Annotated in this window: 14 protein-coding genes; 11 read left to right on the top strand and 3 right to left on the bottom strand. The window is 71.7% G+C overall.

All coding sequences use genetic code 11. From position 1 onward, the window contains the following. The first annotated feature begins 64 nt into the window (after positions 1-64). On the top strand, positions 65-1,684 hold the full coding sequence (locus PO879_RS04640) for an ATP-binding cassette domain-containing protein (RefSeq protein WP_278236759.1): 1,620 nt from the start codon (positions 65-67) through the stop codon (positions 1,682-1,684). A 109-nt stretch (positions 1,685-1,793) separates the two neighbouring features. Here the strand turns inward: PO879_RS04640 and xseA are convergent, their stop codons facing one another. Next, complete coding sequence (gene xseA / locus PO879_RS04645) at positions 1,794-3,068, bottom strand: exodeoxyribonuclease VII large subunit (protein WP_278236760.1); 1,275 nt, start codon at positions 3,066-3,068, stop codon at positions 1,794-1,796. Positions 3,069-3,160: 92 nt separating this feature from the next. Here xseA and PO879_RS04650 point away from each other — a divergent pair, with 92 nt between their 5' ends. Then, on the top strand, positions 3,161-4,165 hold the full coding sequence (locus tag PO879_RS04650) for a 4-hydroxy-3-methylbut-2-enyl diphosphate reductase (RefSeq protein ID WP_278236761.1): 1,005 nt from the start codon (positions 3,161-3,163) through the stop codon (positions 4,163-4,165). Positions 4,166-4,246: 81 nt separating this feature from the next. Here PO879_RS04650 and rmuC read toward each other — a convergent pair whose 3' ends face one another. Next, positions 4,247-5,779 carry a DNA recombination protein RmuC gene (gene rmuC, locus PO879_RS04655; protein WP_278236762.1) on the bottom strand — a complete coding sequence of 511 codons (1,533 nt, stop codon included), beginning with the start codon at positions 5,777-5,779 and terminating at the stop codon, positions 4,247-4,249. Positions 5,780-5,860: 81 nt separating this feature from the next. Here rmuC and PO879_RS04660 point away from each other — a divergent pair, with 81 nt between their 5' ends. The 5 genes from PO879_RS04660 to PO879_RS04680 all read left to right on the top strand — a co-directional run bounded on the left by PO879_RS04660 (position 5,861) and on the right by PO879_RS04680 (position 10,888). Beyond that, entirely contained in the window at positions 5,861-6,655 is a 795-nt protein-coding gene (locus PO879_RS04660) for an ABC transporter ATP-binding protein (RefSeq protein WP_278236763.1), read from the top strand. Then, complete coding sequence (locus PO879_RS04665; RefSeq protein ID WP_278236764.1) at positions 6,625-8,235, top strand: hypothetical protein; 1,611 nt, start codon at positions 6,625-6,627, stop codon at positions 8,233-8,235. The genes PO879_RS04660 and PO879_RS04665 overlap by 31 nt, the downstream gene beginning before the upstream one ends. 75 nt (positions 8,236-8,310) lie before the next feature. Then, positions 8,311-9,336 (top strand): GNAT family N-acetyltransferase, encoded by a 1,026-nt coding sequence (locus tag PO879_RS04670; RefSeq protein WP_278236765.1) that lies wholly within the window; start codon positions 8,311-8,313, stop codon positions 9,334-9,336. A gap of 39 nt (positions 9,337-9,375) precedes the next feature. Next, entirely contained in the window at positions 9,376-10,461 is a 1,086-nt protein-coding gene (ychF, locus tag PO879_RS04675) for a redox-regulated ATPase YchF (protein ID WP_278236766.1), read from the top strand. 235 nt (positions 10,462-10,696) lie between these two features. Beyond that, positions 10,697-10,888 (top strand): dodecin family protein, encoded by a 192-nt coding sequence (locus PO879_RS04680; RefSeq protein WP_278236767.1) that lies wholly within the window; start codon positions 10,697-10,699, stop codon positions 10,886-10,888. 45 nt (positions 10,889-10,933) lie between these two features. Here PO879_RS04680 and PO879_RS04685 read toward each other — a convergent pair whose 3' ends face one another. Continuing rightward, on the bottom strand, positions 10,934-12,370 hold the full coding sequence (locus tag PO879_RS04685) for a serine hydrolase domain-containing protein (RefSeq protein WP_278236768.1): 1,437 nt from the start codon (positions 12,368-12,370) through the stop codon (positions 10,934-10,936). A 534-nt stretch (positions 12,371-12,904) separates the two neighbouring features. Between PO879_RS04685 and PO879_RS04690 the strand changes: the two genes are divergently transcribed. From PO879_RS04690 to PO879_RS04705, 4 genes are all read left to right on the top strand, one after another. After that, positions 12,905-14,749, top strand: coding sequence for an ABC transporter substrate-binding protein (locus PO879_RS04690; protein ID WP_278236769.1), 1,845 nt, complete (start codon positions 12,905-12,907; stop codon positions 14,747-14,749). Between the two features lie 87 nt (positions 14,750-14,836). Beyond that, positions 14,837-16,354 carry an ABC transporter permease gene (locus PO879_RS04695; RefSeq protein WP_278236770.1) on the top strand — a complete coding sequence of 506 codons (1,518 nt, stop codon included), beginning with the start codon at positions 14,837-14,839 and terminating at the stop codon, positions 16,352-16,354. Positions 16,355-16,399: 45 nt separating this feature from the next. Then, complete coding sequence (locus PO879_RS04700) at positions 16,400-17,308, top strand: ABC transporter permease (RefSeq protein ID WP_278236771.1); 909 nt, start codon at positions 16,400-16,402, stop codon at positions 17,306-17,308. Beyond that, on the top strand, positions 17,308-19,062 hold the full coding sequence (locus PO879_RS04705; RefSeq protein ID WP_278236772.1) for an ABC transporter ATP-binding protein: 1,755 nt from the start codon (positions 17,308-17,310) through the stop codon (positions 19,060-19,062). The genes PO879_RS04700 and PO879_RS04705 overlap by 1 nt, the downstream gene beginning before the upstream one ends. Positions 19,063-19,066: the final 4 nt, after the last annotated feature.

Here is a 19,066-nt window from a genome sequence, read left to right on the forward strand (position 1 = left end):
GCCCGGGTCGCCCGGGTCGCGTAATTCGGTTGCCCTCGCGCGGGCCGGCCCCGACGATCGGTCCATGGGTCACCTCGAGGTGGCGCACGTCTCCTACGTGCTGCCGGACGGACGCGGGCTGCTCGACGACGTCTCCTTCCGGGTCGGTGAGGGCAGCACGACGGCGCTCGTCGGCCCCAACGGCGCCGGGAAGACCACCCTGCTGCGCATCCTGACCGGTGCGCTCCGGCCCGACGCCGGGATGGTGACGGCCTCCGGCGGCCTGGGCGTGATGTCGCAGTTCGTCGGCTCCGTGCGCGACGCCACCACCGTGCGCCAGCTCCTGGCCTCCGTCGCGCCGGACCGGATCCGACAGGCCGCCCGCGCCGTCGAGACCGCCGAGGACGCCCTGCTGGCGGTCGACGACGAGGCGGCGCAGATGCGGTACGCCCAGGCGCTGGCCGACTGGGCTGAGGTGCGCGGCTACGAGGCCGAGACGCTGTGGGACGTGTGCACGACGGCGGCGCTCGGCGTGCCGTTCGACCGGGCGCAGTACCGCGAGGTCCGCACCCTGTCGGGCGGCGAGCAGAAGCGCCTCGTCCTCGAGGCGCTGCTGCGCGGGCCCGACGAGGTGCTGCTGCTCGACGAGCCGGACAACTACCTCGACGTGCCCGGCAAGCGGTGGCTCGAGGACGCGCTGCGGGCCACGCGCCAGACCGTGCTGCTCGTGTCCCACGACCGCGAGCTGCTGGCCGGCGTCGCGGACCGCATCGTCGCCCTCGAACCCGGGACGGACGGATCGGACGCGTGGGTGCACGGCGGCGGGTTCGCGACCTTCCACGCGGCACGCCGGGAGCGGTTCGCGCGGTTCGAGGAGCTGCGCCGGCGCTGGGACGAGAAGCACGCGCAGCTCACCAAGCTCGTGCTCACCCTGCGGCAGGCCGCCGCGAACAGCCCCGACATGGCCTCCCGGTACCGCGCGGCCCAGACGCGGCTGCGCAAGTTCACCGAGGCCGGGCCGCCGCCGGAGCCTCCCCGCGAGCAGCAGGTCCGGATGCGGCTGCGCGGGGGACGGACCGGTACCCGGGCCGTCACCTGCGAGGCGCTGGGCCTGACCGGCCTCATGCAGCCGTTCGACCTGGAGGTGTTCTACGGCGAGCGGGTCGCCGTGCTGGGGTCCAACGGCTCCGGCAAGTCGCACTTCCTGCGGCTCCTGGCCGGTGACGACGTCGCGCACTCGGGCCGGTGGCGGCTCGGGGCACGGGTGGTGCCCGGGCACTTCGCCCAGACCCATGCCCACCCCGAGCTCGCGGGGCGGACCCTCGTGGAGATCCTCTGGGCCGACCACGCCCGGGACCGCGGGGCCGCCATGGCCGCGCTGCGCCGCTACGAGCTCCACGGGACGGCGGACCGCCCGTTCGACCGGCTGTCCGGGGGCCAGCAGGCCCGCTTCCAGATCCTGCAGCTCGAGCTCGGAGGGTGCACGGCGCTGCTGCTCGACGAGCCGACGGACAACCTCGACCTGGCCAGCGCCGAGGCGCTGCAGGAGGGTCTGGAGGCCTTCGAGGGCACCGTCCTGGCGGTCACCCACGACCGCTGGTTCGCCCGCGGGTTCGACCGGTTCCTCGTCTTCGGTGCGGACGGCCGGGTCCGGGAGACCCCCGAGCCGGTGTGGGACGAGGACCGCGTCGAGCGCGTCCGCTGACCTCTCGTCCCCGCACCCACCCTTTCGTTGTGGGCATGAAATCTGCAGGTCAGCAGGCGGTGGCGACTGCAGATTTCATGCCCACAACGTCGGCGGGTGCGGCGCAGGGTCAGGGCGTGGTCGAGGTGACCTCGGCGTCCAGGGCGCCGGCGGCGAGCCGTACGTGGACGCCGTCACCGGGAAAGACCTCGTCCGCGGCCCGTACCACCGCACCGTCGCCGCGCTGCACGACGGCGTAGCCCCGCTCGAGCGTGGAGGCGGGCGACAGGGCACGCACCTGCGCGGCGAGCCGACCGACGTCGCCGGACGCCGTCAGCAGAGCCGCCTGCAGCAGGTGCCGGGCGTGCCGGAGCCGCTCGGCGACCTGTGCCTCGCGGCCCTCGACCATCGTCTCCGGGCGGGCGAGCACCGGGCGCGAGCGCACGGCGTCGAGGCCGTGCTGCTCGCGCTGCAGCAGTCCCTGGACGGCGCCGCGCATGCGCTGGCGCGCCTGGGCGACCCGCTGCCGTTCCTCCGCGACGTCGGGGACGACGCACTTGGCGGCGTCCGTCGGGGTCGACGCCCGGTGGTCGGCCACCAGGTCCACCAGGGGGGTGTCGGTCTCGTGGCCGATCGCGCTGACCACCGGCGTCGTGCACGCGGAGACGCGGCGCACCAGCGCCTCGTTGCTGAACGGCAGCAGGTCCTCGACGGAGCCGCCCCCACGGGCCAGGACGATCACCTCGACGGACGGGTCGGCGTCCAGCTCGGAGACCGCCTGCGAGACCTCCGCCACCGCGTTGACGCCCTGGACGGCGACCTCGCGGATCTCGAAGCGCACCTGGGGCCAGCGGGCGCGGGCGTTCACCACGACGTCGTGCTCGGCCTTGGACTCCCGCCCGCAGACCAGGCCGACGACGGCCGGCAGGAACGGCAGGGGACGCTTGCGACCGACGTCGAACAGCCCCTCGGCGGCCAGCACGCGGCGCAGCTGCTCGATCCGGGCGAGCAGCTCGCCCACGCCGACCTGCCGGATGGCCGCCGCTCGCAGCGACATCCGGCCCGCCTTGATCCAGAACTCCGGCTTGGCGTGCACCACGACGTGGTCGCCCACCTCGGGCCGCGCGTCGAGGCCGTCGAAGGCGCGGGTGAGCATGTTCACCGGCAGGGAGGCCTCGACGTCGGTGTCGCGCAGCGTGAGGAACTGCATCCCCGAGGTGCGACGGTAGGTGTGCTCGATGACCTGACCCTCGACCCACACGGGCGACATGCGGGCGACGTAGTCGCGGATCTTGCTCGACAGCAGGCGTACGGGCCAGGGGCGCTCGGCCGTCGTCTCGGCGGCCCGCTCGGGCAGCGGCTGGACGTCGTGGCCAGGAGTGTCGGGTCCGGTCGCGTCGGTCACGGCACCCAGCATGCCCCACGGCACCCACAGCGACCGCGACGGGTCGGGCCGTCCGTCACCGACCCTCCACACCGGGCTCCTACACTGGCACCGTGACTGCGACCGCACCGGCCCCCGTCCGACCGACCCCGACCAAGCGCGTGCTGCTCGCGGCGCCGCGCGGCTACTGCGCCGGCGTCGACCGTGCCGTGGTCGCCGTCGAGAAGGCGCTGGAGAACTACGGCGCCCCCGTGTACGTCCGCAAGGAGATCGTGCACAACAAGCACGTGGTGGAGACGCTGAGCGAACGCGGCGCGATCTTCGTCGAGGAGGCCGACGAGGTCCCGCGCGGGGCGCGCGTGGTGTTCTCCGCCCACGGCGTCTCCCCGGCCGTGCGCGAGTCCGCCGCCTCGCGGGACCTGCAGACCATCGATGCCACCTGCCCGCTGGTGACCAAGGTCCACAAGGAGGCGGTGCGGTTCGCCAAGGCGGACAAGACGATCCTGCTCATCGGCCACGACGGCCACGAGGAGGTCGAGGGCACCGCCGGCGAGGCGCCGGAGCACACCATCGTGGTGAACTCGCCCGAGGAGGCGGACGTCGTCGAGGTCCCGGACCCTGACAACGTCGTGTGGCTGTCGCAGACCACGCTGTCCGTCGACGAGACGATGGAGACGGTGCGCCGCCTGCGCGAGCGGTTCCCGAGCCTGGCCGACCCGCCCAGCGACGACATCTGCTACGCGACCCAGAACCGCCAGGTGGCGGTCAAGAAGCTCTCGCCGGAGTGCGACCTGGTCATCGTCGTGGGGTCGGCGAACTCGTCGAACTCCGTGCGGCTGGTCGAGGTCGCCCTCGACGCCGGCGCGACGACGGCCTACCGGGTGGACCGCGCCACCGAGATCCAGGACGCCTGGTTCGAGGGCGTGAGCACGGTCGGCGTGACGTCCGGGGCGTCCGTGCCGGAGATCCTCGTCGACGACGTGCTGCGCCAGCTCGACGAGCGGGGCTACGGCGAGGCGGAGGAGGTGCGCACCGCGACCGAGGACCTGGTGTTCTCGCTGCCGCGCGAGCTGCGTCCGCCGCGCGACGCCCGCCAGCTCCCGATCCAGCCGGCCTGACCCCGGTCGGAGGGCCCGGCCCGAGCCCTGGCGCTCGGGCCGGCCCGGCCCGAGCGCCGCGAACCCGGAACCGTCGGGGTCTCAGCCCGCGGCGGACTCGTCGTCCTGCGTCGACGTCTCCTGGGCGCGCTGCAGCGCCCGGCGGTCGGAGTCGACCAGCGTCTCCACCGCGGACCGGTCGTCGTCGATGCTCACCTGGCCGATCCCGACGACCCCGCCCTCGTCGGCGGCCAGCAGCTCGGGCTTGGTGATGGGGCGGGTCGTCTCCTCGAGGCCCTTCATCTCGTCGATCTCGTCCTTGGCGTCGACCACGTCGAGCTCGACCATGCGGCGCGCCGAGGTGAGCACGTTGCGCTCGAGCGACCCGATCATCTTGTTGTAGTTCTTGGTGGCCCCGTCGAGCGACTTGCCCATCTTGGTGACGTGGTCGGTCATGGTCACCAGTCGCGAGTGCAGCTCCTTGCCGACCTTGAGCACCCGCTGGGCGTTGTCCGCGAGGGCCTGCTGCCGCCACGAGTAGGCCACCGTGCGCAGCAGCGCCAGCAGCGTCACGGGGCTGGCCAGGATGACGTTCTTGCGGGCCGCGTCCTCCATGAGGGCCGGGTCCCGCTCGAGGGCCGCCGACAGGAACGACTCGGCGGGCACGAACATGACCACGAACTCCGGGGCGTTGTCGAACAGGTCCCAGTACCGCTTGGACGCCAGGTCGTCGACGTGCTTGCGCATGTGCCGCACGTGCGCCGCGAGCCGCTGGTCGCGGACCGCCGGGTCCTCGGACTGCTGGGCCTCCAGGTAGCCGAGGAAGGCCACCTTGGAGTCGACGACGATGTGCTTGCCGCCGGCGAGGTTCACCACGAGGTCCGGGCGCAGGGTCTCGCCGTCGTCGTTGGTGGCGTGCACCTGGACGTCGAAGTCGACCTGCTCGATCATGCCCGCCGCCTCGACGACCCGCTGCAGCTGCAGCTCGCCCCAGGCGCCCCGCTCCTGGGAGGACCGCAGCGCGGTGACCAGGTCGCTCGTGCCCTTGCGCAGCTCGCCGGAGACGTCGGCCAGGCTGCGCATGTTCTCGGTGAGGCGGGAGTCGAACTCGATGCGCCGCTTCTCCTGCTCGGCGACCTCCGTGCGGACCTTCTCCAGGCTCTTCCCGATCGGGTCGACGAGCGCCTTGAACGCCTCCTCGCGCTGGGCGAGCGTCTCGTCGTGGCGGACCGTGGACTGCTTGAGCCGCTGCTCGGCCAGCTCCAGGAACTGCTTGTTGGACGAGGACAGCGCCTCACCGGCCAGGGAGCGGAACTGCTGGGCCATGCGCTCCTGGTCGCCCTTGACCTCGGCGAGCTGCCGGTCGGCCTGCTCGCGCACCGCGTTCGTCTCGCGCTGGTGGCGCTCCTGGGCCTCGGCGACCCGGCGGTCGCCGTCGTCCCGCGCGGCCTCGACCTGCTCACGCAGGTGGGCGCTCTCCCGGCGGACCGACTCGAGCTCGCTGTGCAGGCGTACCGACTCCATCTCCTGGGACCGGTGCCGGCCCGTGGTGCGCAGCGCGTGCCAGAGCCAGCCGAGGAGCACCCCCACGGCCAGGGTGCCGAGCGAGAGCAGCAGGGCGGACGTCGTCTCCATGCCTGCCAGGCTGCCACGGGGCACCGACACGACCCGGCCGACGCACCGTGACCAGGTCCGACGGGCGGATACGGTGGGCGCGTGACGCACCCCACCGCCCCGCCGGACCCGGCGGCAGCCCTCAGCCTGCGCGGCCTGTGGAGACGCTTCGGGGACAAGATCGCCGTCTCCGGCGTCGACCTGGACGTGCCGGCCGGCTCGTTCTTCGGGCTCGTGGGCCCCAACGGCGCCGGCAAGACGACGGCGCTGTCGATGGCCACCGGCCTGCTGCGGCCGGACTTCGGCACGGTGCACGTGCTCGGCACCGACCTGTGGGCCCGTCCGGACGAGGCCAAGCCGCTCCTCGGCGTCCTGCCGGACGGTGTGCGGTTGTTCGACCGGCTGACCGGGGCCCAGCTGCTCACCTACTCCGGCCTGCTGCGCGGCCTCGACCGGGACACGGTGGCCCGGCGCGGCGAGGACCTGCTGCGCGCGATGGACCTGCTCGCGGACCGCGACACGCTCGTGGTCGACTACTCGGCCGGCATGACCAAGAAGATCGCGCTGGCCGGGGCGATGATCCACGCGCCGCGGGTGCTCGTGCTCGACGAGCCCTTCGAGGCCGTCGATCCCGTCAGCGCCGCCAACATCCGCGCCATCCTGCAGCGCTACGTGGACGGCGGCGGCACCGTCGTCGTCTCGAGCCACGTGATGGACCTCGTGCAGCGCACGTGCTCGCACGTCGCGATCATCGCCGGCGGGCACGTCCTCGACGCCGGGACCGTCGACGCGGTGCGCGGCGGGCAGAGCCTGGAGGACCGGTTCGTCGCCCTGGTCGGCGGCCGTCAGGAGTCGGGAGGGTTGGAGTGGTTGCGCACCTCGTCCGACTCAGGCTGACGCTCCTGGGCAACACGCTGCGCCGCAGCGTCTGGCAGGCGGTCGGGCTCGTCGTGGCGACGCTGTACGGGCTGTCGGTGGTGACGCTCGCGGTGACGGCCGCGGTCGCCGGCGGCCTGGCCGACCCGGTCGTGACCGGCCAGGTCCTCACCGTGGCGGGGTCCGCCGTCGTCGTGGCCTGGTGGGTCGTGCCGCTGTTCGCCTTCGGCCTGGACTCCACGCTCGACCCGCAGCGGTTCGCGCCCCTGGCCATCCCGCGCCGTCGGCTCCTGGCCGGCCTGGCCGTCGCCGCGCTGGTCTCCGTACCGGCCCTGGTCACGGTGCTCGGCGCCGTCGGCGTCGCCTTCGCCTGGGTGACCGACCCGGCCGCCGTGGCCGCGGCGCTCCTGAGCGCCGCGGTGGCGGTGGCGCTGTGCGTGCTCGGTGCGCGGGCCGTCACGACGCTCCTCGCCCCGCTGCTGGACTCGCGGCGCCACCGCGAGGTGCTCATGGTCGCCGCCGTCGTGCCGCTGCTTGCGGTCGGACCGTTCTTCGCCTGGGTCACGTCCCCCACGCGCGGCGACGGCGGCGAGGTGACCGTGTCCGGACCGGGCGACCTGGTGCCCGCCGTCGTCGCACCGGCGGCCGAGCTCCTGGCCTGGACCCCGCTGGGAGCCCCGTGGGCGCTGCCGGGGGCCGTGCACGACGGCGCCTGGGGGCTGGCCGCGGCACGGCTCGGGATCGCGGTCGGGGCCCTGGTCCTGCTCGTGGTCGTCTGGGACCGCGCCCTGGCCCGGGCGCTGGTCGCCCCTCGCGGCGGCCGCGCGGGCGGGACCGCGAGGGGTCTGGGCTGGTTCGGCCGCCTGCCTGCCACGCCGACGGGTGCGGTGGCGGCACGGTGCGCCACCTACTGGGTGCGCGACCCGCGGTACGCCACCACGCTGGCGCTGGTGCCGCTGCTCCCCGCCGTCGCCGTCGTGCTCGGGCTGACCACCGGCGCCGGGGCGGGCCTGCTGCTGCTCGCGGCCCCGGTCGTGGCGTTCCTGCTGGGCTTCGCCGTGTCCGACGACGTCGGCTACGACAGCACGGCCTTCGCGCTCCACGTGGCCTCCGGCGTGCCGGGCCGTGCCGACCGGTGGGGTCGCGCCCTGCCCGTGCTGGTGGTGGGCGTCCCGCTGGTCGTCGCGCTCGCCGTCGTCGGCGCCGCCGTGGCGGACCGCTGGGTCGCCCTGCCGGCCGTGCTCGGGCTGGCGCTCGGCGTGCTGGGGGCGGCGCTGGGGACGTCGAGCGTGGCGTCGGCCCGGCTGGTGTACCCGGTGCCCAAGCCGGGACAGAGCGCCTTCTCCACGCCCCAGGGCGCGACGACGGCGACGGTGGTGGCGCAGATGGCCGCGTTCGCCGTCATCGCTGCGCTGACGCTGCCGACGACGGCGCTGGCCGTGGCGGCCGTGCTCCTGGCGAGTGTGCCGCTGTCCCTGGCCGCGGCCGGGGTGGGGGTCGCGACCGCGACGGCCGCCGTCGTGGTCGGCGTGCGGTGGGGCGCCCGCGTGTACGAGCGGCGCCTGCCGGAGCTGCTCGCGCAGGTCAGGTCGTTCGCCTGACGACCCCCGCACTCGGGCGTGTCGGCCCGACCTGAGAGACTGGGGGATGTGAATCCCGAGAACGACCGACCTTCCGTGACGCTGCCCGAGGGCTGGACGGTGGTGGTTCCGGACCTTGCCGACGTGCCCCGGCTGGGCGCGCTGCGGGCGCTCCAGGCGGCTCCGCACACCGGTTCCGACACCCCCGACACGGCCCAGATCGAGAACGAGATCGCCGGCGCCGCCTCGTGGACCCGGCGGCACCTCGCGGTCCAGGACGCCGACGGCGAGCTCCGCGCCTGGGCCCACGCGCACGACCGGGCGGCGGGCCGGACCGTGCTCGGCATCGAGATCGACCGGTCGCTGCCCCGCGAGACCCAGGACCGGCTGGCGGCCTGGTGCTACGACGAGCTCGCCGCCGTCGGGCGGGAGATGGCCCAGCTGCGCGGCGAGTCCGCGACGCAGCTCGACGCCGGTGCCTTCGCCGGGGACGAGCGGCTGCGCGGCTGGCTCGCCGACGCCGGGTTCACCCACGTGCGCACGTGGTGGCAGATGACGCGGCCGGTCACGCCGGACGAGGCCGAGCCGGGGGTCTTCCCCGAGCCGAAGCCGGGGGTGGAGATCCGCCGGGTCGCGCAGCACGAGAACGGCATGCCGGTCGCCGAGGACCTCAACGCCGTGCACCAGGTGCTCGAGACCGCCTTCACGGACCACTTCAACTCCTACCAGGAGTACTTCACCGAGTTCGTGCAGCGGCTGCGCGAGGACCCGGGCCACCGCTGGGACCACTGGTGGCTCGCCTGCGCAGACGACCCGGAGGACCCTGACGCCGACCCGTTCCCGGCCGGTGCCCTGGTGGGCTCGGAGCTGGCCCCCGACGCCTCCGGGGTGCGCGGGACCTACATCGACTACATCGGCGCGCTGGCCGAGGCTCGCGGCCGCGGGGTGGCCACCGCCCTGCTGCACGCCGTCATCGCCGACGCCGCCTCCCGGGGCCGCAACCGCGTGGGCCTCGAGGTGGACGCCGACAGCCCCACGGGTGCCGAGTCGCTGTACACGAAGCTCGGGTGGCGCACGAAGTACGTCACCGAGTCCTGGCACCGCGAGATCACCGTCGACTGAGGGCGGGGCGGGCGCGCACGGCGCGTAGGATGGGGCGACGTGGCTCTCACTATCGGCATCGTCGGCCTGCCCAACGTCGGCAAGTCCACGCTCTTCAACGCACTGACCCGGAACTCCGCGCTCGCGGCGAACTACCCGTTCGCGACGATCGAGCCCAACGTCGGGGTGGTCCCGCTGCCGGACGAGCGGCTGGGCAAGCTTGCGGAGATCTTCTCCTCGGAGCGCGTGCTGCCGGCCACGGTGTCGTTCGTGGACATCGCCGGCATCGTCAAGGGCGCCTCGGAGGGCGAGGGGCTGGGCAACCAGTTCCTGGCCAACATCCGCGAGGCCGACGCCATCTGCCAGGTGACCCGCGCGTTCGACGACGGTGACGTCATCCGTGTCGAGGGTTCCACCGACGCCTCCGGCGACATCGAGACCATCTCCACCGAGCTCATCCTGGCCGACCTCCAGACGCTCGAGAAGGCGCTGCCGCGCATGGAGAAGGAGGTCAAGATCAAGAAGGGCGACCCCGTCCTGTTCGCCGCGGCGAAGAAGGCCCAGGAGATCCTCGAGGAGGGCACCACCCTCTTCCAGGGCGCGGCCGCCGCCGGCCTCGATCTCACCGAGGTGGCCCCGCTGCAGCTCATGACGGCCAAGCCGTTCATCTACGTCTTCAACACCGACGACGCCGGGCTGGCGGACGAGGCCATGCAGACGAAGATGCGCGAGCTCGTCGCCCCGGCCGAGGCGATCTTCCTGGACGCCAAGTTCGAGGCCGAGCTCGTCGAGCTCGAGCCGGACGAGGCCGCCGAGATGCTCGCCGAGACCGGCCAGGAGGAGTCCGGCCTGGACCAGCTCGCCCATGTCGGCTTCGACACGCTGGGTCTGCAGACGTACCTCACCGCCGGCCCCAAGGAGGCCCGCGCGTGGACGATCCGCAAGGGATGGACCGCCCCGCAGGCGGCCGGCGTCATCCACACCGACTTCGAGCGCGGCTTCATCAAGGCCGAGGTCATCTCCTTCGAGGACCTCGTCGAGGCCGGGTCCGTCGCCGCCGTCAAGGCCGCGGGCAAGGCGCGTGTCGAGGGCAAGGACTACGTCATGCGTGACGGCGACGTCGTGGAGTTCCGCTTCAACGTCTAGCGCTGTCGACGGATCGCGTGACGTGCTGATCCGGTGTCAGGTCGGTCGGGATGCACGGGTCCCGCCGACCTCCTCGTGGCCGTCACGTCCGGTGGTCGTGGCATCCGCGACGGCTTCCCCCCGTCCCCGCACAGCGTGCAGGGCGGTACCTGACATCATGGAAAGGTCCGAGGAGACAACGATCTTGGACGGATCCAACTCTTGACGGTGAGAGGTTGTCATGAGCGTGTACCGGGTGATCGACGTGATCGGGACGAGCTCCTCCTCCTGGGAGGACGCTGCGGCGGGCGCCATCAGGACCGCGAAGGGATCGCTGCGCGACGTCAGAGTGGCCGAGGTGACCCAGCAGGACGTCGTCGTGGGAGATGACGGGGAGCTGGTCTACCGGACCAGGCTCCAGCTGTCGTTCAAGTACGAGTCGGAGTAGCCGGCGCCGGGTGTCGGTGAGCGGCTGGTTGTCGCGCGCGGACGTTCACGTCGTGGCACGTCCACGTCGGTACGCCGTCAGCGGCATGATCTCCAGGTGCATCGCCGTCCGGCCCGACTCGGGATCGGGGGCGAAGACGACCCGGATGGGGGAGAGCCCGGCGGCCGTCAGGTCGATGGCGAAGGAGAAGGGGTCCGCCGGGTCGTCGGGGACCAGCTCGACGCCGCGGTAGAGGAACGGGACGGGGTGGAGGCACCGCAGCACGAGGCGGCCCCGGCGGACGAGCACCTGGATCCCGGCGCCGACGATCGAACGCAGGCGCAGGTCGCTGAGGGTGCTGGGGAGCGTGTAGGTGCCGCAGACCCGGTCCCAGACCTCGGGTCGTTGCGCCACGTCGGTCCGCGCCGTGGCGGGCGGAAGGCCCAGGAGCCTGCGCACCAGCCTGTTGGCCTCGTCGGGGACCCAGAACATGCCCAGTCGCGCTCCGGTCACCACCACGAAGACGGCGGTCCGTGAGTCCGGGGCGAGGACCAGGGCGGAGTCGAAGCCGGGGATGATCCCCTGGTGCTCGGCGGTCGGGTGGTCGCCCAGGCGCCCGCGGAAGAACGCGAGGCCCATCCCGGGGATCCGCGGGTCGGGCTGGTAGTGCGGCGCGACCATGTCCGCGACAGTCGTGGGCGCCAGCGCGCGGCCGTGCCTGTTCGCCCCGCCGCCGACCAGCGCCTCGGCGTACCGCAGCATGTCGACCGGCGTCGACCAGGCGGCTGCCGCGCCGACGGTGGCCATGTTCGTCACCGGCACCGGGCGGGGCCCCCGTGCCGTCAGCCGGTAGCCGGTGGCGCGACGCGGGTCCCCGGGGCGGGACTGGTCGAGGTCCGTGCTGGTCATGCCCCACGGCGCGAAGACGTGCACCGCGAGGTGGTCGGCCAGCGGGGCGCCGGTGATGTCCTCGACGATCTGGCCGAGGGTCGCGGGACCGTGGTTGGTGTAGCAGAACCGCGTCCCGGGTTCGGCCACGCCGTGCAGGACACCGCCGTAGTAGTCGCGCAGGGACGGCGCGGGGACGTCGGCCGGTGTGCTCTCCCCGAAGTCGGGGCGGACGGCGTGACGCAGCGAGAGTGTCTCGGGGAGCCCGGCGGTGTGGGTCAGCAGCTGCCGCACCGTGACCGGCCGGTCCGTCGGCGCCGGCGGCTCGAGCCGGTAGCCCCGCAGGTAGTCGTTCGCCGGGGCGTCGAGGTCGACGAGGCCACGCTCGACGAGCTGCATGACGGCGACGCCGGTGAACGTCTTGGTGATCGACGCGACGCGGAAGGCGGTGTCCGCCGAGACGGTGGATCCGGTGGCCAGGTCGGCGAGGCCGCTCGTCGCGACCTGTGTCGTCACGCCGTCCTCCACCATGCCGAGGGCGATCCCGACCGCCGCTCGGCGGTGACGGATCGCCTCGACCTCCGCGTCGAGGTCGATCGCTGTCCCTGCCGACATGTCGCCGCCTCTCCGGCCGCGACGGAGACCGCGGCGGCCGGGTCAGGTCGTGGGGTCCGCCCGGATTCTCAGGCAGCTCCAGGATAGGCGGCGGCGTCCGCGCCCGCTCGCGGCTCGTCGGCCACAGGACCGGTTGCTCCGGACGACGGTGTCCGGGGGGCGAGATTCACCCGGCGGGAGCCGCGGATCCACCGTAGGGTCGCGAATATGGCGTCGTCATCAGAATGAGACCGAAAAGCGCCCTCCGCGTGACGACCCTTTTCCATAACACGGGAATAGGACGATTGTGTGATGGAATTCCGGGTGGTGTTTCTCCGCCGTTTCGGCGCAACCGCCCAGTTCGTTCCCAATGATTCTTGGCAGTCTCAGATCCATAACGATCACCAGTCAATCTCGGAAAGTGGCAATTTCGCCTTCTGCTCGCTGGGTACGGTGTGGCGAACACCACGGACCCCCTGGCGGTGAGGTCGGCCACTCGTGACCCGGGCGGCCGCCGAACCTGGCGGGGGGCCCTTCCCATGAGGAGGAACCCCAGTGAAGATCAGGCGTGCAAGCGCGGCCGTCGCGGCCGTCGCCACCGGCGCTCTCCTGCTGTCGGCCTGCTCGAGCCCGGCGTCGGACGACCAGCCGGAGACCGAGGAGACCACGGCGGCCGAAGAGACCGCCGACACCGAAGAGATCACGGACTCGTGCAAGGTCGACACCGGTGTCACCGAGTCGGCCGACGGCGAGATCCAGTACTCGGCCGGTGAGGTGCAGTGGGCCGGTTACAACGGCAACCTGCCCGACACCTACTCGACGTACAACTCTGTCGTGAACGACCGCATGATCGGCGGCTTCATGTACTTCGGCGTCGACGGCACCGTCTGCCAGGACGAGGAGTATGGCTCGTTCGAGGCCGTGTCCGAGGACCCGCTGCAGGTGCAGTACACCCTCGCCGACGACGCGACGTGGTCCGACGGCACCCCGATCACCTACGCCGACTACCTGCTCGACTGGGCGACCCAGGCGGTCACGGTCGACGGCACGATCACCGAGGACGCCTCGGAGGAGCCGCTGTTCAACAACGTCAGCGGCCTGACCCTGGGCGACTACGTCCCCGAGGGCCCGCAGGCGGACTCGGCGGACGCCAAGTCGTTCCAGTACGACTACGAGCGCGTCTACGCCGACTGGCAGCTCAACGTCTCCGGGGCCTTCCCGGCGCACGTCGTGGCCGAGCAGGCCGGCGTCACCGTCGAGGAGCTCGTCACCGCCATCGAGGAGCTCGACATGTCGGTCCTCGAGCCGGCCGCCGAGTTCTGGAACACCGGCTGGCTGTCCTCGACGCCGGGCGAGCTGCCGGACCCGGCGCTGGTCCCGGTCTCCGGTCCGTACATGCTCAAGGAGGACGGCTGGATCGCCGGTCAGTCCATCACGCTGACCGAGAACGAGAACTACTGGGGCACCCCGCCCGCGACGAAGGAGCTCACCTTCCGCTTCGCGGCCGCGGACACCCACGTGCAGGCGCTGCAGAACGGTGACCTCGACGTCATCGAGCCGCAGGCCACGGTCGACACGATCCCGCAGCTCGAGCAGATCGGCTCGTCCGTCGAGGTCCTCACCGGTCAGACCCTGATCTGGGAGCACCTGGACTACAACTTCGGCGACAGCTCGGTCTTCGCCGACAACCTGGCCGCCCGCGAGGCCTTCGCCTACTGCGTGCCGCGTCAGAAGATCGTCGACGACCTGATCGCGCCGATCGACGAGAACGCGGTCGTCATGAACGCCCGCGAGGTCTTCCCGTACCAGACCGAGAAGTACGAGGAGGTCACGGCCGAGTCCTACGACGGCCGCTACGACGAGGTCGACCTGGAGATGGCCACGGAGAAGTTCGCCGAGGCCGGTCTCGAGGAGGGCACCGAGATCCGCATCGGTTACTCCGCGCCGAACCCGCGTCGTGCCGACGAGGTCGCCGCCATCAAGTCGTCCTGCGACCAGGTGGGCTTCAACATCGTCGACGCCGGTGACCCGGAGTTCTTCGCCGCCGGTGGTGCGCTGGAGACCGGTGACTGGGAGATCGCCCTGTTCGCCTGGGCCGGTTCCGGTCAGATCGCCTCCGGCCAGAACATCTACGCCTCCGGTCGCCCGCAGAACTTCGGCGGGTACTCCAACGAGACGGTCGACGAGGCCTGGGAAACCCTGGCCTCGACGGTCGACGAGTCCGTCCACCTGGAGCAGACCAAGGTGATCGAGTCCGAGCTGTGGGACACCCTGTACGGCATCCCGCTGTTCGCTCACCCGGGTGTCGTCGCGCACTCGGCCGACCTGGAGAACGTCCGCTTCACCGCGGCCCAGGACGGGATCGTCTGGAACGCCGAGCAGTGGTCTCGCGCCTCCTGACGTCCTGACCGCCTGACAGGCACCGTGTGGGGGCAGGGATGACCTCCCTGCCCCCACACGCCTGCCTTGACCGAAAAGGGGCACAGCGTGCTCAAGTTCATCCTTCGACGACTGGGGATCTCGTTCCTCGTGCTGTGGGCGGCGTCGCTGCTCATCTTCGTGCTGACGATCAACGCGGGCGACCCCCTGGCAGATCTGCGCGAGTCCAACGCCGAGAACCGCGAGAGCCTCATGGCCCTGCGCACCGAGCAGATGGGCCTCGACCTGCCGTGGTACGAGCGCTACTGGGAGTGGCTCTCCGGCGTCGGCGGCTGCTTCACCGGCAGCTGCGACCTGGGGACGACGGTCAACGGCGCCAACGTCCTCGACCTGACGGCGCAGGCCGCCGGCTCGACGCTCCGACTCGTGACGCTGGCGACCCTGCTGGCGATCGTCGTCGGCATCGCCGCGGGTATCGTCTCCGCGATCCGTCAGTACACCGGCTTCGACTACGGTGTCACGTTCCTCGCCTTCCTCTTCTTCTCGCTGCCTGTGTTCTGGGCGGCGGTGCTCCTCAAGGAGTACGGCGCGATCCGCTTCAACGACTGGATCGCCAGCGGCGACATGGAACCACCGATGATCCTCGGCTTCGCCCTGGTCGCGGCGGCGATCATCCCCGCCGTGCTGGGCGGCCCCTGGCGCCGACGCCTCTACACCGGGGCGGCCACCTTCACCTTCGTCGCCGTGCTGCTGTACGTGCTGAACGTGCTCGACTGGTACCGGAACCCGTTCTTCGGGCTCGCGATGGTGCTGCTCACCTCGCTGGGTGCGGCCGTGCTCGTCACCGCCCTCGTGGCCGGGCTGGGCAACCGACGGGTGCTCTACGCGGCGCTGACCACCGCCGTCGTCGGGACGCTCAGCTACCTGGTCTTCGCCGGGGTCCTGCTGGAGCCCACGTGGCTGCAGCTGATCGGCCTGTTCGTGCTGGCGATCGTCGTGTCGATCGCGATCGGCGCCGCCTGGGGCGGCTACGCCCGCAAGCAGGCGATGTTCATCTCCGCGGTCACCGGTGTCATCACCTCCGGGGTGATCGTCTTCGACATCCTGGTGGCGCACTGGGCCGGCTTCCTCGAGCTCAAGTCGCGGCCGATCTCCACGATCGGGTCGCAGACGCCGAACTTCAGCGGTGACTTCTGGGAGTCGGTGCTGGACTCCGGGATGCAGCTCATCCTGCCGACGATCGTGCTGACCCTGGTCTCGGTCGCCTCGTACTCCCGGTACACGCGGTCCTCGATGCTCGAGGTGATGAACCAGGACTACGTCCGCACGGCGCGCTCCAAGGGCCTGTCCGAGCGGGCGGTCATCACCAAGCACGCGTTCCGCAACGCCCTGATCCCGATCACCACGATCGTCGCCTTCGACTTCGCGGGCCTCATCGGCGGCGCGGTGATCACCGAGCGCGTCTTCGGCTGGAAGGGCATGGGCGCCATGTTCCAGGAGGGCCTGGACCGGGTCGACCCCGACCCGGTGATGGCCTTCTTCCTGGTCACGGGAACGGCGGCGGTGCTGATGAACATGCTCGCCGACATCGCCTACGCCTACCTCGACCCACGGATCCGGCGGTGAGACCCATGACCGGACCCCGTACGCACCACACCCGCGGAGCGCACCATGACTGACCTGAAGAATCCGCCGGCCGAGGAGAAGTCCTACAGCCAGGGCCAGCTCGTGCGGATGCGGTTCTTCCGCCACAAGGGAGCCATCATCTCGATGGCGGTCATGGCGCTCGTGATCCTTGTCGCCTTCACCTCGATCGGCATCGGTCCGATCCCCGGCTGGTGGGACAAGGTGCCCGAGCTGCAGTACCCGAAGATCGGCGACGGCGCCCCCAGCTGGGAGCACCCGTTCGGTCAGGACACCGGCGGCAAGGACTACTTCGCCCTGGTGATGCTCGGGACCCAGAAGTCCCTCATCATCGCGTTCGGCGTGGGGATCATCTCCACCGTCATCGGCACGCTGGTCGGGGCCCTGGCCGGCTACTTCCGCGGCTGGGTCGAGGCCGTGCTCATGCGCATGACGGACCTGCTGCTCGTCATCCCGCTGCTCGTGCTCGCCGCGGTGCTGGGCAAGATGGCCAGCTCCTGGGGCATCTGGGGACTGACCCTCATGCTGGGCCTCGTCACCTGGACCGGTCTCGCCCGCCTGGTGCGCGGCGAGGTGCTGTCCCTGCGCGAGCGCGAGTTCGTCGTGGCGGCCTACGCCGTCGGCACGAGCAGCAGCCGGACGATCTTCAAGCACATCCTGCCCAACGCCATCGGGACGATCATCGTCTCGGCGACGCTGGCCATCTCGGCGGCGATCCTGCTCGAGACGGCGCTCAGCTTCCTCGGGTACGGCGTGCAGGCACCGGACACCTCGCTGGGCCTGCTGATCCAGCAGTACCAGACGGCGTTCACCACGCGTCCGTGGCTCTTCTGGTGGCCGGGGCTGATGATCCTCGCCATCGCCCTGAGCGTGAACTTCATCGGCGACGGTCTGCGCGACGCGTTCGACCCCCGCCAGAACAGGACCAAGGCCTGATGACCACCCTCGATCTCTCCTCCGCGCCGGACGCCACCACCCCCGGCGACGCCGTGCTGTCCTTCACCGACCTCGAGGTGACCTTCGGCACCGAGTTCGGCGACGTCCACGCCGTCAAGGGCATCTCCCTGGAGGTGCGTCCCGGTGAGGTCGTCGCCCTGGTGGGCGAGTCCGGGTCCGGCAAGTCCGTGACGTCGACGACGGCGCTCGGTCTGCTGCCGGGCAACGCCCGCGTCTCGGGACGGGTCCAGGTCGGCGACCAGGTCGTCGGCGACCTGGACCCGGCGGGGCTGCGCAAGATGCGCGGCAACGACATCGCCATGGTGTTCCAGGAGCCGATGACCGCGCTCAACCCGGTGCTCACCATCGGCGACCAGCTCACCGAGGCCCTGCAGCTGCACGGCATCGCCTTCGGCAAGCAGGCGATGGCCCGGGCCGCCGAGCTGCTCGACATGGTCGGTATCCCGGAGCCCGAGCGGCGCCTCAAGCAGTACCCGCACGAGCTGTCCGGCGGTCAGCGCCAGCGCGTCGTCATCGCCATGGCGATCTCCTGCGACCCCAAGGTGATCATCGCCGACGAGCCGACCACGGCCCTCGACGTCACCGTGCAGGCCGACATCCTCGACCTGCTGCGCTCGCTGAAGGACAAGCTCGACACCGGCATCCTGCTCATCACCCACAACATGGGCGTGGTGGCCGACATGGCCGACCGCGTCGCGGTGATGTTCAAGGGCGACCTCGTCGAGACCGGCAGCGCCGCCCAGGTGCTGACCGACCCGCAGCACGACTACACCAAGCGGCTGCTCAAGGCGGTGCCGCACCTCGGCGAGGGCCGGGGCCAGGACGACGCCGCGGTGGCCCGTTCGGTGGAGACCGAGCGTGCCGACGCCGAGACCCCGGCGCTCGAGCTGGACCAGCTGGTCATCGAGTACCACCGGCTCGGCAAGCCGCCGTTCCGCGCGGTCGACGACGTCTCCTTCACCGTCGGTGCGGGCGAGATCGTCGGACTGGTGGGCGAGTCCGGGTCGGGCAAGTCCACGATCGCCAAGTGCGCCCTCGGCCTCATCCCGGCGCGCTCGGGGTCGGTCCGGATCCTCGGCGAGGACTTCGGCGCGATGCGCAAGAAGCAGCTCAAGGACCTGCGCCGGCGCATCGGCGTCGTGTTCCAGGACCCGGCGGCCTCGATCAACCCGCGCTTCCCGGTGGGCGAGGCCATCAACGAGCCGCTGGCCGTGCACAAGATCGGCGACGCGGCCTCGCGGCAGAAGCGGGTCATGGAGCTGCTGGACGCCGTCGAGCTGCCCCGGTCGTACTACAACCGGTACCCGCACGAGCTGTCCGGTGGTCAGCGCCAGCGCGTCTCCATCGCGCGGGCGCTCACCCTCGAGCCGGAGCTCATGGTGGCCGACGAGCCGACGTCGGCCCTCGACGTGTCGGTCCAGGCCGCCGTGCTGGAGATGTTCCTGGACCTGCAGAGCGAGTTCGGGTTCGCGTGCCTGTTCGTCAGCCACGACCTGGCCGTCATCGACATGCTCGCCCACCAGGTGGTCGTCATGCAGGAGGGCCGCATCGTCGAGAAGGGGACCCGCGACCGCGTGCTGCGCTCCCCGCAGGAGGAGTACACCAAGCGACTCCTCGCCGCAGCACCCGTGCCGGACCCGACCGAGCAGAAGGAGCGTCGCGAGGAGCGGCACCGGCTGCTCGCCGAGTGGGGCGACGAGGTCTCCGAGATCCGCCTGCGCGAAGGGGCCTGACGGC

This window comes from Isoptericola sp. AK164, from assembly GCF_029643425.1.
GTDB classification, from domain to species: domain Bacteria; phylum Actinomycetota; class Actinomycetes; order Actinomycetales; family Cellulomonadaceae; genus Isoptericola; species Isoptericola haloaureus.